Below are 14075 nucleotides of genomic sequence, written 5' to 3'. Positions count from 1 at the left end.
GGGATCCTCCGCACCGGCCCGGACCGCGTCCGGGGCGATGCTGTTGTCCGGCCACGGTGCCTCGCGCGGTAACGCCCTGGGCCGTGCCCGGGTGCGCCTGCCGCATGCCCTGGAAGTGGCCGAGCAGCGCATTGCGCCGGCCAAGATCGAGGCTGAGCTGGAGCGCCTGCACGTGGCCGTGGAAGCGGCCCGTGGCGAAATGCACGAGCTGCGCCAGCGCCTGCATGGCGCGCTCAACCAGGAGGTCGGCGAATTCCTCGATCTGCATGCCCTGCTGCTGGATGACCCCGAGCTGCTGTTCGGCCTGGACGAACTGATCCGCAGTGGCCCCTACAGCGCCGGCTACGCCTTGCGCGTGCAGCGCGATCGGCTGGCCAAGGTCTTCGATGGCATGGACGATGCCTACCTGAAGAGCCGCATGGACGATCTGGACCATGTGATCGGGCGCATCCATGCGTTCCTGCAGAAGCGCCCGCCGGACGTCAAAGGCATGGCCGGCGAGATCCTGATCTGCGACAACATCGCCCCCTCCGAGCTGGCCCAGCTGCAGGCCCACGGCGTGGTCGGCATCGTCACCGCCGGGGGCAGCGCGCTCTCGCACAGCGCGATCCTGGCGCGCAGCCTGCACCTGCCGTTGATCGTCAACGTCCCCAACGTGCTGCAGAAGGTGGCCGATGGCGACGTGCTGATCATGGACGGCAGCGATGGCACGGTCACCATCAACCCCCACGCACAGGACCTGCGTGACTACCGCGTGCGCCTGCGCGAGCACGCGCGCGAGCAGCGCGAACTCGGGCGCCTGCGCACCAAACCCAGCCGCACCCGCGACAACGTCGATATCGCCCTGCTCGCCAATGCCGAGTCCAGCGAAGACGTCACCCAGGCGCATGCGCTGGGCGCGCACGGGCTGGGCCTGTACCGCACCGAATTCCTGTTCCTGCAGCGCAACGAGCTGCCGGACGAGCAGGAGCAGTTCGAAACCTACCGCGATGCCGCCCTCGGCATGAGCGGGCGGCCGGTCACCATCCGCACCCTGGATCTGGGCGCGGACAAGGCCGACCGCACCGGGCTGACCCTGAGCAACGAAGAAAACCCGGCGCTGGGCCTGCGTGGCGTGCGCCTGTCGCTGGCGCGGCCGAAGGTGGCCGACACCCAGCTGCGCGCGATCCTGCGCGCCTCGGCTTACGGCAAGCTGCGCATCCTGATCCCGATGGTGAGCACCCGCGAGGAAATCCTTGCGGTCCGCCGGCGCCTGGCCAAGCAGGCCGAGCTGCTGCGCGCGGAAGGCCACGAAGTGGCCGAGCACATCCCGTTCGGCGCGATGATCGAAGTGCCGGCCGCGGCGATCGCGCTGGAGAGTTTCATCGATCTGGTCGACTTCCTCTCGATCGGCACCAACGATCTGGTCCAGTACCTGCTCGCCGCCGACCGCAACAACGAGGCGGTCGGCGAGCTGTACTCGCCGCTGCACCCGGCGGTAGTGCGCCTGCTCGCGCACATCCTGCGCACCGGCCAGGCGTACAACATTCCGGTGGCGGTCTGCGGCGAGATCGCCGGCGACCCGTTGATGACCCGCCTGCTGCTGGCCCTGGGCCTGACGGAATTCAGCCTGCACCCGGGCACCCTGCTGGAAGTGCGCCGCGCGGTGCGCGAGAGCGATCTGTCGGTGCTGCAGGCAATGGCGCCCAAGCTGCTGCAGGCACGCGACCGCCGCGGTATCGAACGCTGGATCGAGAAGGCGAGCCTGGCGACGGCATGACGGTTGCCATCGCCTACGGTGATGGCCTACCGGATTGACATGTAAGCGCGCGATAATGACGCGGTGACCACCGCCCATGCCGCATCCTCTACCGGATAGCGGCCTTTTCTTTTTCCGCAGGAGCTGCGCATGGCCGAAGCCGTACGCCACGACAAGACGGCGCGCCAGCTGCGGCTGTTGTCCGATGCACTGGACAGCGGGCGGTTGGGTCCGGTCCGTCGATTGGTCAACACCCTGGCGCCGGCGGAAATCGGCAACCTGCTCGAATCGCTGCCCCCGGGCAAGCGCGAGATTGTCTGGGGCCTGGTCGATCCGGAAGACGACGGCGAGGTGCTGGTCCACGTCGGCGAGGAAGTGCGCGAAAGCCTGCTGGCCGACATGGACCCGGACGAGATCATCGCCGCGGTCGAAGACCTGGACATCGATGACCTTGCCGATCTGGTCGAAGACCTGCCGGACACGGTCATCGATGAAGTGCTCAAGTCGATGGACCGCGAGAACCGCGAGCGGCTCGAGCAGGTGCTGTCGTATCCCGAGGACAGCGCCGGCCGCCTCATGAACCCGGACGTGGTGACCGTGCGCGCCGACGTCAATGTCGATGTGGTGCTGCGCTACCTGCGCCTGCGCGGCGAACTGCCCGACCACACCGATCACCTGTTCGTGGTCAGCCGCCGCCATCAATACCTGGGCCGCCTGTCGCTGGCCGCGCTGGTGACGCACGAGGACAACACCCCGATCAACCGCCTGATCGATGACGAGCAGCCGGCGATCGATGTCGGCGAGAGCGCCGATGAAGTCGCGCGCCAGTTCTCCGATCATGACTGGGTCTCCGCCCCGGTGGTGGACGACAACAACATCCTGCTCGGCCGCATCACCATCGATGACGTGGTCGACATCATCCGCTCGCAGGCCGAGCACCAGGCGCTGGGCGCCGCCGGCCTGGACGAAGAAGAAGATCTGTTCTCGCCGATCAAGCGCGCCGTGCGCGGCCGCGTGGTCTGGCTGGGCATCAACCTGTGTACCGCGTTCCTGGCGGCCAGCGTGATCGGCCAGTTCGAGCTGACCCTGCAGAAAGTGGTGGCGCTGGCCGTGCTGATGCCGATCGTGGCCGGCGTGGGCGGCAATGCCGCCGTGCAGGTGCTGACCCTGATGGTGCGTGGCATCGCGCTGGGCCAGGTCGGCCAGAGCAACGCACGCATCCTGCTGTGGAAGGAATCGCGGGTCGCGCTGATCAACGGCACCCTGATCGGCACCGTGGTCGGCATCATCGCCTACCTCTGGTTCCACAGTTTCCTGCTCTCGCTGGTGATCACGATGGCGCTGATCATCAACTTCTGCGCCGCGGCCCTGGCCGGCGTCCTGCTGCCGCTGCTGCTCAAGCGCATGAACGTCGATCCGGCCGTGGCCGGTACCGTGGTGGTCACCGCCGTCACCGACGTCATGGGCTTCTTCAGCTTCCTCGGCCTGGCCAGCCTGATCCTGCTGCATTGACCCTGGACCCCGCATGGCCCTGACCCTCGACAAATACTTCCAGCCCGGCTGGCGCGACGCGACCTATACCTGCGCCGCCTGCGAATGGCAGGGCAGCGCGCGGCAGATGCCGATGGAACTGCACGAAGACGAAGCCCAGTTCGACTGCCCGCAGTGCGAGAACCTGATCCTGCTGGTGGTCCACCCCAGCCTGGCGCAGGTGCAGGCGGCCGCCGCCGACGGTCACCCCGAGGCGATCGAACAGCTGGACATCCTCGCCGCGGCACCGCGCCCGCACTGATGCACTGCAAGATGCTCCGGCGCACCACCGGGCCTAGACTGAAAACGATTTCAATCAGGGCACGACAATGGCACGACGCTGGGGTGGATGGCTGCTGTGGGCGGTGGCGATGATGACGGTGGCCGGCTGTGCGAGCACCCCGGCTGGCTCCGGTGGCCAGTTCGTCGGCCGTGCGGTGAAAGTGGATGGGCAGACCGCGTATTACCAGGTATTCGTGCCGCGCAACGCCGCCGCCTCACGCGGCGAATTGCCTGTGGTGCTGTTCCTGCATGGCTCCGGTGAGCGTGGCCGCGACGGCCGCCGCCAGACCCAGGCCGGGCTGGGGCCGTACCTGCGCCAGCACGCCGCCACCTTCCCCGCGCTGGTCGTGCTGCCGCAGACGCCGGATGACCAGGAATGGTCGGGCGAGAACAACCGCATCGCGCTGGCCGCACTGGATGCCGCCATCGCCGAATTCGGCGCTGATCCGCGGCGGCAGTACCTGACCGGCATGTCGATGGGCGGCTACGGCAGCTGGAACATCGCGCTGGACGCGCCACAGCGCTTCGCCGCGATCGTGCCGGTGTGCGGCGCGGTGCTGGCCCCGCGCGCGGTGCGCCCCACCCTGTTCGTCGAGGATGTCGCCCACGAGGCCGATCCGTACGCCGCCATTGCCCAGCGCCTGCGCGACGTCCCGATCTGGATGTTCCATGGCGCGCTGGACGACGTGGTGCCGCCGGACGACGACCGCAAGCTGCACGCCGCGTTCCAGCAGGCCGGCGCGAAGGATGTGCGTTACACCGAGTACCCCGAAGGAAACCACAACGCCTGGGACGCCACCTATGCCGATGCGGCGATGTGGGCGTGGCTGTTCGCGCAGAAGCGATGATGGGCATTTTCGGTAGTGCCGGCCGCTGGCCGGCTCCGCAGAAATTCTGACAGCGTCAAGTAGTGCCGGCCGCTGGCCGGCTCTGCAGAAATCCTCGCAGCTTCAGGTAGTGCCGGCCGCTGGCCGGCTCTGCAACATTCCGTCATCGCGCCATGCTGTTCGTGATCGCAGACGCTCCGTGGAGCCGGCCAGCGGCCGGCACTACCCCGTCACGTTGTGGGTCATGCAGAGCCGGCCAGCGGCCGGCACTACGCTCTCGTGGTATTCCGCGATAAGCGCTTGCGGCCTTGCCCGACACCGCGGGCCTGCGGAATCAATGACGATGCACCATGAGTTCTTCTCGGCTACGCGCAGGGCGCTGTTCGATTCCAGGGCAGACCTACGTCCTTACGATGGTCTGCCACAACCGTCGGCGTTGGTTTGATGATCCCGACGTTTCCGCGATCGCGATGTTCGGCCTGAAGGAAATGGACGAACGTGGATATGCACGATCCCTTGCCTGGGTCGTCATGCCCGACCATCTGCACTGGTTGGTGGAACTGGAAGCTAAGCCACTTGCCGATATCGCTCGACGCTTGAAATCATCGACTGCGTTGGCGATCAATCGATCGCTGGGTCGTGGTGGTTCGTTCTGGCAAGCCGGTTACCACGATCACGCCGTGCGTTGCGACGAGTCGCTGCATCGGCATGCCCTTTACATCCTCGGCAATCCGATCCGTGCAGGGCTTTCAGAGCAGATCGGAGACTACCCGTACGCATGGACCCTATGGCCTCATGACCGGTAGTGCCGGCCGCTGGCCGGCTCCGCAACAGACATCGGGAGCCGGCCAGCGGCCGGCACTACTCTGCGTGCTGTTGGGATTTCTGCGGAGCCGGCCAGCGGCCGGCACTACCTGCGTGCTGTTGGGACTTCTGCGGAGCCGGCCAGCGGCCGGCACTACCGGCGTGCTGTTGGGATTTCTGCGGAGCCGGCCAGCGGCCGGCACTACCGGTCATGCGCATCGACCAACGGTCGATGCCTACCGTGGGCCGAGACGTCTTATCCCAACAACGTCTCCAGCACCGCCATGCGCACGGCGACGCCGTTGGCGACCTGGCGCAGCACCCACGACTGCGGGCCATCGGCCACTTCGTCGGTGACTTCCACGCCGCGGTTGATCGGGCCCGGGTGCAACACGGCGGCATCGGTGCCGGCACGCTTCAAGCGCGGGGCATCCAGGCCGTACTGCGCGTGGTACTGCTCCAGCGAGGGCACCAGGCCTTCCTCCATGCGCTCGCGCTGCAGGCGCAGCATCATCAGCGCGTCGGCGCCTTCCAGCATGGCGTCGAAATCCTGACCAACGATGCAGCCCTTGAGGGTGTCATCATCCGGCAGCAGCGACTGCGGGCCGCACACGCGGATCTCGCCGACGCCCAGCGTGCGCAAGGCATGCAGGTCGGTGCGGGCCACGCGCGAGTGCTTCACGTCGCCGACGATGATCACCTTCATCTTCGAGAAATCACTGCCCTTGGCCTGGCGCAGGGTCAGCATGTCCAGCAGGCCCTGGGTGGGATGCGAACTGCGGCCATCACCGGCGTTGACCAGGGCGGTGCCCTCGCCCGCCGCCGCGGCCAGCGCCGCCACCGCGCCATCATCGGGATGCCGCACCACGAAGCCGCGCACGCCCATCGCCTCCAGGTTCTTCAGCGTGTCGCAGGCGGTCTCGCCCTTGCGGGTGGAGGACGTGGAGGCGTCGAAGTTCAGCACGTCCGCGCCCAAGCGCTGCGCGGCCAACTGGAACGAGCTGCGGGTGCGCGTGGACGGTTCGAAGAACAGCGTGCAGACCGCCGAGCCACCGAGCACGTGACGCTTGTTGCCGACCCGGCCGACGGCCGCATCGCGGATCTGGCCGGCGCGGTCGAGCAGCTGCAGCAGGGTTTCGCGGGGCAGACCTTCCAGGGTCAGCAGGTGACGCAGGCGTCCATCGGAATCGAGTTGCGAGGCGGTCATGGGCAGGGTCTGAGGGTCAGGAAACGGGGGTGGCGTCATCCGGGCAGGAGAGCCAGCGTTCGATGATCACCGCCGCGGCCACTGCATCGAGTGCAGCGGCATCGCGGCGGCGTTTGCGGCCTTCGGCGCGCTCGACCGCGAACCGGCGTGCCGCCTCGACCGAGCTGGAACGCTCATCGACCAGCACCACCGGCAGTTTGAAACGTTCCCGCAGCTGGCGGGCAAAGCCCTGCGCACGCTTGCGGTTGGGCTGGTCCTGGCCGTCCAGGGTCAGCGGGTCGCCGACCACCAGGCCGTCCGGCCGCCACTCTTTGATCAGGCGCTCCACCGCGGTCCAGTCCGGGCCGTTGCCGTGGACATCGACCACGGCGATCGCACGCGCATGGGTGCCGAACGAACTGCCGATGGCCACGCCGATGCGGCGCGAACCGACGTCGAAGCCGAGCACCGTGCCATCACGGCGGATGGTCGGCGGCGCGGGCGCGGCGGGCGCTGGCGTGGCCGGCTCAGACATGACCGCTGTAATCGGTGAGGCGGAACAGGTCCACGCCGATACGTGCCGCCGCACCCTGCCAACGCTGTTCGAACGGGGTGCTGAACAACAGCTCGGCGTCGGCCGGCACGGCCAGCCAGCTGTTCTCGGCCAGCTCGGATTCCAGCTGCCCCTCGCTCCAGCCGGCGCAGCCCAGGGTGACCAGCGCGTTGCGCGGGCCCTCGCCACGGGCCATGGCTTCAAGGATGTCGCGCGAGGTGGTGAGGAACACGCCCTCGCCCACGGCCAGGCTGGAATCCCAGCTGCGCGCATCGTCATGGATCACGAAGCCGCGCTCGGGATGCACCGGGCCGCCGTTGAGCACGATCTGGGCAGGCAGCGTGTCGCTGGTGGTGGTGATCTCCATCTGGGCCAGCACTTCGCCGAGGGTGTACTCGGAGGGCTGGTTGACCAGCACGCCCATGGCGCCGTTCTCGTCGTGCTGGCAGATCAGCGCCACGGTACGGGCAAAGGTGGGGTCGGTCAGCGACGGCAGCGCGACCAGCAGGTGGTGGGCAAGCGAAGTGGACAGTTCAGACATGGCCCCATTCTAGCCGCTGGCCGTGATGTGCGCTTTCGCGCTGACATAATGCAGGCCTGCACGCGCGCTCCGGCCCGCATGCCTGATCCGCCATCGCAAGGAGCTGCACGTGTCCGGTTACTGCCTCATCGCCCCCGGCCATCCGGTCCACGGCCACTACCATGACCACGAGTACGGCTTCCCGCAGCGCGAGGAGCGCGAACTGTTCGAGCGCCTGATCCTGGAGATCAACCAGGCCGGCCTGAGCTGGGAGACCATACTGAAGAAGCGCGAGGGCTTCCGCGCGGCCTACGACGGTTTCGACGTGGACACGGTAGCCGCCTATGGCGAGCGCGACATCGAGCGCCTGCTCAACGATGCCCGGATCATCCGCAACCGGCTCAAGGTGCACGCGGCGGTCCACAACGCCCAGGTGATCCAGCAGCTGCGGGCCAGCCACGGCAGTTTCGCCGGCTGGCTGGATGCCCACCATCCGCTGGACAAGGCCGGCTGGGTGAAGCTGTTCAAGAAGACCTTCCGCTTTACCGGCGGGGAGATCACCGGCGAGTTCCTCATGAGCCTGGGCTACCTGCCCGGCGCGCACCGCCCGGACTGCCCGGTGTTCAAGCGCATCGACACGCTCAAGCCGGCCTGGCGCCGGAAGTGACGCACCCGGTAGTGCGGGCTGCGCTGCTCGCTGCCCTGAGCCTGCCCCCGCTGGCTGCAGCAAGCGATCTGGACGGCGTGCTGGAGCGCCTGCGCGCGGAGATCGCCGCATTGCCCGCCGATGATCCGGCCCCGATCGATACCGTGCTGGCCCGCTACCGCGACGAGACGGGGATCGACCTGCAGATTCCGGTGGCCGGCGACAGCGATGCGCCGCTGCCCGCGCTGGTGCGCCCTGCCAACGTCACCCCGGCGGAGTGGGACGCGGTGACCCGCTACCTGCGCGAGACGGATGCCCAGCACACCGTGCCGGTGGAGATGGGCGAGCTGTCGCTCTCCCTGCTCGATCTGGATGGCGACGGCCAGCGTGACCTGGTGCAGAGCGCCTACAGCGGCGGCACCGGTCTGTACACGCAGGTGGACATGCTGCGGCGGGATCCACAACACGGCTTCGTGGTGCCGACCTCCCTGGACCCGCAGCGCCCTTGGGCGCAGGGCCAATACGGCCTCAGCGGGCGTGGCAGCGATCAGGGGCTGTACTGGCTGCGCATCGACGGGGTCAGCTACATCGCCTACCGCGATGGCGACTACTACGGCGATACCCTGCTGCTGAACCGGCCGTTGTCCGCCGACCCGCGCGAGCGCAGCCCCACGGTGCAGTTGAAGGTGCGCTATGGCCGCGAGCATCGGCTGGCCGATCCGGTGATGCATGTCGACGGCGAACCGCTGGACGCGAACGCCACGGCGATCGCGGCCGACCGGCGCCTGCTCAAGCACATTGAGCGCCTGCTGGCCGCGCTGACCCTCGATGGCGACGGCGTGGCGCACTTTGGCGACGCGCAGGCGCGTTGCCCGGTGCCCCCCGGCACCGATCCGGGCGAGGCCGAGATCTGGCCGTGGCGCGGCGCCGGCAGCTACACCTTCGATACCGCCGCCGACACCGTGATCCGCTCGGGGAAGCAGTGCTACAGCGCCACGCTCATCGCGCTGCGCAGCAGCTATGCCGGCGACCATGCCCTGTGCTGCCAGCTGTGGTTGTACCGCGGCCCTGGCGAGCAGGTGGCCACGCTGGACCTGCGCAGCCGCCGCTGGGTCTCCGGCGTGACCGTCGTGCCGGTGCCGCCGCAGGGGGAATGACCGGGCGTCAGACGCCCATGTAGCGGCCCGGGCGGTGGTTGAACATCAGCACCAGGCTGAGCACCACCGCACCGATCGCCGAGTACATCACCTTGGATGGGGACAGCACCGAGAACGCCACGCACATCAGCAGCGTGTCGAACGACATCTGTACCTTGCCGGCGCTCCAGCCGCGGGTGCGCTGCAGGTACACCGCCAGGATGCCGATGCCGCCCAGGCTGGCCCGGTGGCGGATGTAGAACAGGATGCCCAGGCCGGCCAGGGCCCCGCCCACGATCGCCGAGTACAGCGAGCTCATGTGGGCGAAATCGGCCCAGCGCGGCAGCAGGTCGGTCAGCACGCCGCAGGCGGTGACCGCCGCGAAGGTCTTCAGGGTGAATTCCCAGCCCATGCGGCGCACGGCCACCCAGTAGAACGGCAGGTTGACCAGGACGAACACCAGGCCGAAGTTCCAGCCGAAGGTGTAGTGGGCCAGGAAGGCCAGCCCGGCCATACCGCCGATCATCAGCCCGCCCTTGGCGAAGATCGCGAGGCCGAGCGAGGCCACCAGGGTCGCCAGGACCATGCCCTGCACGTCCTCGGCCACCGAATGGCGCAGCGCCTTCTGGTCGGCCACGGTGCCGGCGCTGTCCGGTGGCGGGGTCAGCGGGCCTGCGGTGACCAGGTGGCCGTCAGCGTCGTCGCACGGCGCGGGGCCATGGGAATCAAGGGACATGGGGGTGGGGGTGTGACGTGGGGAGCGGTATTAGACACGATCGGCGTGACAGTTGCTGGGGAGATTGATTCAGCGGCCTGTTCTTCACGCCCCCGCCTCGTGGCCTTGGGCTGTCTGCCCGGGAAGACGCGCACGCACGGCCACCTTTCATGCCAGCTGAACACCCTGTCGACGCAGCATGCACGGGCAGCACCCGCACCGCCCATCCCTCCCCCCAGGAGTTCCGTGCCATGCCCTACGTCACCACCGCCGACAAGACCGAGATCTTCTACAAGGACTGGGGCAAGGGTCAGCCCCTCGTGTTCCATCACGGCTGGCCGCTCAGCGCCGATGACTGGGACACCCAGCTGCAGTTCTTCCTGCTGCAGGGCTATCGCGTGATCGCCCACGACCGCCGCGGCCATGGCCGCTCCTCGCAGACCAGCGGCGGGCATGAGATGGACACCTACGCCGCGGACGTCAACGCGCTGGCCGATCACCTGGACCTGCGCGATGCGATCCACATCGGCCATTCCACCGGCGGTGGCGAAGTCGCGCACTACGTGGCGCAGGCCAAACCCGGGCGCGTCGCCAAGGCCGTGCTGATCGGTGCGGTGCCGCCGATCATGGTCAAGAGCGAGACCAACCCGGGCGGCACGCCGAGGGAGGTCTTCGATGGCTTCCGCCAGGCACTGGTCGCGGGCCGTGCGGCGTTCTACCGCGACGTGCCGATTCCGTTCTACGGCTTCAACCGCGAGGGCACGCCGCCGCAGCAGGGCATCGTCGACAACTGGTGGCGGCAAGGCATGATGGGCGCGATCAACGCGCACTACGATTGCATCAAAGCCTTCTCGGAAACCGACTTCACCGACGACCTGAAAAAGATCGACGTGCCGGTGCTGATCCTGCATGGCGATGACGATCAGATCGTGCCGATCGCGGATTCAGCGGAGCTGGCGATCAAGCTGCTCAAGCACGGCACATTGAAGGTCTACAAAGGCTTTCCGCACGGCATGTGCACGACGCACGCGGACGTGATCAATGCGGATCTGTTGGCCTTCATTCGCGGGTGAGGCGTGTGCCGACCCACGGTCGGCACCTACCCGGGATGCGTTGCACCGGTAGCGCACGACCGTGGGTCGTGCGCTACCACCGCCCCGCTCAGCGCGCGACCAGCTTCTGCCGCTCGGCGTTGTAGCGATCGCCGACGATGGCGACGCTGTCCAGCGCCGCACCGATCTGCTGCAGCTCCGCATCGCTCAACACCACGGCCGCCGCGCCCAGGTTTTCCTTCAGGCGGTGCAGCTTGGTCGTGCCGGGAATCGGCACGATCCACGGCTTGCGCGCCAGCAACCAGGCCAAGGCGATCTGGGCCGGCGTCGCGCCCTTGTCGGCGGCGATTGCGGTGATGCGATCCACCAACGCCTGATTGGCCTGGCGCGCTTCAGCTGCAAACCGCGGCACGCTGTTGCGGAAGTCGTCGGCGGCGAACGCGGTGTCGGCGTTGATCGCGCCGGTCAGGAAGCCCTTGCCGAGCGGACTGAACGGCACAAAGCCAATGGCCAGTTCCTCCAGTACCGGCAGCACACTCTGCTCCGGTTCGCGCCACCACAGCGAGTACTCGCTCTGCAGGGCGGCCACCGGCTGCACCGCGTGCGCGCGGCGGATGGTATCGGCACCGGCCTCGGACAAGCCGAAGTGCTTCACCTTGCCCTCGGCGATCAGGTCCTTGACCGTGCCGGCCACGTCTTCGATCGGCACGTTCGGGTCCACCCGGTGCTGGTAGAACAGGTCGATGCGGTCGGTCTTCAGGCGCACCAGGCTGGCCTCGGCCACCGCGCGGATACGCGCGGGGCGACTGTCCAGGCCGGCGTCGGCATGGCCATCCTTGAAGCCGAACTTGGTGGCGATCACCAGTTGGTCGCGGAACGGGCCCAGCGCCGCGCCGAGCAGTTCCTCGTTCAAGAAGGGTCCGTAGGCTTCGGCCGTATCGAAGAAGGTCACGCCCTGCTCGACGGCGGCGCGCAGCAGCGCGATCGCCTCGGTGCGGTCGGTGGCCGGCCCATAGCCGTAGCTCAACCCCATGCAGCCCAGGCCGAGGGCCGAAACCCGCAGGCCGCTGCGGCCCAGTTCACGTGTCTGCATGGGGGTACTCCTGCCGGTGGGACCGGCATCATGGGAGACAGCCACGATAGCCCTGTCGGCGGCGAAGATTGGATGCCGCGCAGTGCTGTCGGTGATGAGCGTGGCTCATCAATGCTCACCGATACGCCGGGGCCTACCGTGTGGCGCCCTGCACGAAGGTGCCGACCAATGCGATCAGCAGGAAGAGCCCGCCGAAGATCACCACCAGGATGTGCCACACACCGAAGCGGTCATACGCCCGCATGTCCATGCCCTCGTCGTGGTGGTAGCGGCGCAGCAGGCTGTTGACCGGCAGCAGCGGAACGAAGCTGAACAATGCGAACAGCCACAGGGCGTTGGGAAAGCGGCTGGAGAAATTGAGCAGAAAGTAGGCGACACCGAGCAGCCCCGGTGCGAACGCCAGCGGGCGACGATGATTGCTGGCGGCGTTGCGCAGATCGCTGAAACACAGGAACGACCAGAGCGGCGAGAACAACGCACGCGCCCACGGCCACTGATCGCCGCCGGTTTGACGTTTGATCGCCCGCCAGTTGCGCCAGAACCAGTACACCGGATAGATGCCCAGCGTGGTCAGCGACAACGCCGCGATCTTCAGCGTGGGTGGCGAGTAATACGGTGCGACATCGGTGGCGGCAAAGGTCGCCGCCGGCAGTACGGGAGAAGCCGTCGGCGCGGTCGCCGGCGCGCGATACGGATCGTGCATGTCCATATGCCCATCACCTGATGCGTTGATACCGGCGAGGTGCCGGCGCCCCCTGCAGCCCGGTTGCCCGGGACCGCGCGACTATCGCAGCGTCGCGCCGCCTGTTGAAGCCCCCTGTGTCAGCGGACTTCCGAAATCTCCACCCCGTCCAGGCCCTGCGACAGCGTGCGTGCATCGCCACCCTGCGAGAGCTTGATGCGCAGGCGCACTTCGTTCTGCGAATCGGCGTAGCGCAGTGCGTCTTCGTAACTGATTTCGCCGGCCTGGTACAGCTCGAACAGGCTCTGATCGAAGGTCCGCATGCCAAGCTGCACCGAGTCCTTCATGACTTCCTTGAGCTTGTGGATCTCGCCGTCGCGGATGTAATCCTGCACCAGCGGCGTGCCGAGCATGATCTCCATCGCGACCTTGCGCGATTTGCCATCCGGCGAGGGAATCAGCTGCTGGGCGACCACGCCCTTGAGGTTCAGCGAGAGATCCATCAGCAACTGGTTGCGGCGGTCCTCCGGGAAGAAGTTGATGATGCGATCCATCGCCTGGTTGGCGTTGTTGGCATGCAGCGTGCACAGCACCAGGTGGCCGGTTTCAGCGAAGGCGATGGCGTGGTCCATGCCCTCGCGGGTGCGCACCTCGCCGATCATGATCACGTCCGGCGCCTGGCGCAGGGTGTTCTTCAGCGCCGCCTCCCAGCTGTCGGTATCGATGCCCACTTCGCGCTGGGTGATGATGCAGCCCTCGTGCTTGTGAACGAATTCGATCGGGTCTTCGATGGTGATGATGTGCCCGGTCGAGTTGTGGTTGCGGTAGCCGATCATCGCCGCCAGCGAGGTCGATTTACCGGTACCGGTCGCGCCGACGAACAGGATGATGCCGCGCTTGGTCATCGCCAGCGTCTTGATGATCGGCGGCAGGCTGAGCTCTTCCACGGTGGGAATGCGCGTCTCGATCCGGCGCAGCACCATGCCGACCTGGTTGCGCTGGTAGAAGCAGCTCACGCGGAAGCGGCCGACACCGGACAGGCCGATGGCGAAATTGCATTCGTGGGTCTTTTCAAACTCTTCGCGCTGCGCCGGCGTCATCACGTTCAACACCAGGTCGCGGCTCTGCTGCGGCGTCAACGGTGTCTGGGTGATCGGCGAGATCTTGCCGTTGACCTTGATCGCCGGGGGCATGCCCGCGGTGATGAACAGGTCCGACGCCTTCTGGTGCGCCATCAGCTTGAGGAACGAGGTGAAGTCGATGGTGGTGGTGCTCATCGCGGTGTACTCCGAAGGTTTTCAGGAGCCGGCC

At 67.4% G+C, this 14075-nt stretch carries 15 protein-coding genes; 8 read left to right on the top strand and 7 right to left on the bottom strand.

All coding sequences use genetic code 11. The features are described 5' to 3' along the window. Nucleotides 1–37: 37 nt before the first annotated feature. From ptsP to BCL79_RS16895, 5 genes are all read left to right on the top strand, one after another. Nucleotides 38–1759 (top strand): phosphoenolpyruvate--protein phosphotransferase, encoded by a 1722-nt coding sequence (gene ptsP / locus BCL79_RS16915; protein WP_121043137.1) that lies wholly within the window; start codon nucleotides 38–40, stop codon nucleotides 1757–1759. A gap of 129 nt (nucleotides 1760–1888) precedes the next feature. Next, nucleotides 1889–3250: a magnesium transporter gene (mgtE, locus tag BCL79_RS16910; RefSeq protein ID WP_088432828.1), complete on the top strand. Its 1362-nt coding sequence runs from the start codon at nucleotides 1889–1891 to the stop codon at nucleotides 3248–3250. A gap of 13 nt (nucleotides 3251–3263) precedes the next feature. Further along, complete coding sequence (locus tag BCL79_RS16905) at nucleotides 3264–3530, top strand: hypothetical protein (RefSeq protein WP_121043135.1); 267 nt, start codon at nucleotides 3264–3266, stop codon at nucleotides 3528–3530. A 67-nt stretch (nucleotides 3531–3597) separates the two neighbouring features. Next, nucleotides 3598–4398 (top strand): prolyl oligopeptidase family serine peptidase, encoded by an 801-nt coding sequence (locus BCL79_RS16900; protein ID WP_121043132.1) that lies wholly within the window; start codon nucleotides 3598–3600, stop codon nucleotides 4396–4398. Between the two features lie 329 nt (nucleotides 4399–4727). Continuing rightward, on the top strand, nucleotides 4728–5183 hold the full coding sequence (locus tag BCL79_RS16895) for an REP-associated tyrosine transposase (RefSeq protein ID WP_121043130.1): 456 nt from the start codon (nucleotides 4728–4730) through the stop codon (nucleotides 5181–5183). Nucleotides 5184–5437: 254 nt separating this feature from the next. Here BCL79_RS16895 and BCL79_RS16890 read toward each other — a convergent pair whose 3' ends face one another. From BCL79_RS16890 to BCL79_RS16880, 3 genes are read right to left on the bottom strand one after another with little or no spacing between them, the layout of a single operon-like run. Beyond that, on the bottom strand, nucleotides 5438–6388 hold the full coding sequence (locus BCL79_RS16890) for an aspartate carbamoyltransferase catalytic subunit (protein WP_121043128.1): 951 nt from the start codon (nucleotides 6386–6388) through the stop codon (nucleotides 5438–5440). Between the two features lie 16 nt (nucleotides 6389–6404). Continuing rightward, entirely contained in the window at nucleotides 6405–6902 is a 498-nt protein-coding gene (gene ruvX / locus BCL79_RS16885) for a Holliday junction resolvase RuvX (protein ID WP_121043125.1), read from the bottom strand. Beyond that, on the bottom strand, nucleotides 6895–7461 hold the full coding sequence (locus tag BCL79_RS16880; RefSeq protein ID WP_121043123.1) for a YqgE/AlgH family protein: 567 nt from the start codon (nucleotides 7459–7461) through the stop codon (nucleotides 6895–6897). The genes ruvX and BCL79_RS16880 overlap by 8 nt, the downstream gene beginning before the upstream one ends. 109 nt (nucleotides 7462–7570) lie before the next feature. Here BCL79_RS16880 and BCL79_RS16875 point away from each other — a divergent pair, with 109 nt between their 5' ends. Both BCL79_RS16875 and BCL79_RS16870 read left to right on the top strand, forming a co-directional pair. Continuing rightward, complete coding sequence (locus BCL79_RS16875) at nucleotides 7571–8107, top strand: DNA-3-methyladenine glycosylase I (protein WP_121043121.1); 537 nt, start codon at nucleotides 7571–7573, stop codon at nucleotides 8105–8107. Continuing rightward, a complete protein-coding gene (locus BCL79_RS16870; RefSeq protein WP_147433920.1) occupies nucleotides 8104–9243 on the top strand; it encodes a hypothetical protein in 1140 nt (379 codons plus the stop codon). The genes BCL79_RS16875 and BCL79_RS16870 overlap by 4 nt, the downstream gene beginning before the upstream one ends. Nucleotides 9244–9250: 7 nt before the next feature. Here the strand turns inward: BCL79_RS16870 and BCL79_RS16865 are convergent, their stop codons facing one another. Beyond that, nucleotides 9251–9958: a YitT family protein gene (locus BCL79_RS16865; RefSeq protein WP_121043117.1), complete on the bottom strand. Its 708-nt coding sequence runs from the start codon at nucleotides 9956–9958 to the stop codon at nucleotides 9251–9253. A 230-nt stretch (nucleotides 9959–10188) separates the two neighbouring features. Between BCL79_RS16865 and BCL79_RS16860 the strand changes: the two genes are divergently transcribed. Further along, nucleotides 10189–11010, top strand: a complete 822-nt coding sequence (locus BCL79_RS16860) for an alpha/beta fold hydrolase (protein WP_121043114.1) — start codon at nucleotides 10189–10191, stop codon at nucleotides 11008–11010. A gap of 88 nt (nucleotides 11011–11098) precedes the next feature. Here the strand turns inward: BCL79_RS16860 and BCL79_RS16855 are convergent, their stop codons facing one another. From BCL79_RS16855 to BCL79_RS16845, 3 genes are all read right to left on the bottom strand, one after another. Continuing rightward, nucleotides 11099–12082, bottom strand: a complete 984-nt coding sequence (locus tag BCL79_RS16855) for an aldo/keto reductase (protein ID WP_121043112.1) — start codon at nucleotides 12080–12082, stop codon at nucleotides 11099–11101. Between the two features lie 133 nt (nucleotides 12083–12215). After that, the gene (locus BCL79_RS16850) at nucleotides 12216–12791 is read right to left on the bottom strand and encodes a hypothetical protein (RefSeq protein WP_121043110.1); all 576 of its coding nucleotides are present in this window, start codon (nucleotides 12789–12791) and stop codon (nucleotides 12216–12218) included. Nucleotides 12792–12904: 113 nt separating this feature from the next. Further along, the gene (locus BCL79_RS16845; protein ID WP_121043108.1) at nucleotides 12905–14041 is read right to left on the bottom strand and encodes a PilT/PilU family type 4a pilus ATPase; all 1137 of its coding nucleotides are present in this window, start codon (nucleotides 14039–14041) and stop codon (nucleotides 12905–12907) included. Nucleotides 14042–14075 lie beyond the last annotated feature (34 nt).

This window comes from Stenotrophomonas rhizophila, assembly GCF_003651185.1.
GTDB lineage: Bacteria > Pseudomonadota > Gammaproteobacteria > Xanthomonadales > Xanthomonadaceae > Stenotrophomonas > Stenotrophomonas maltophilia_Z.
The sequence above is the reverse complement of the archived record's forward strand: the minus strand, read 5'-3'. Positions and strand labels throughout refer to the sequence as shown.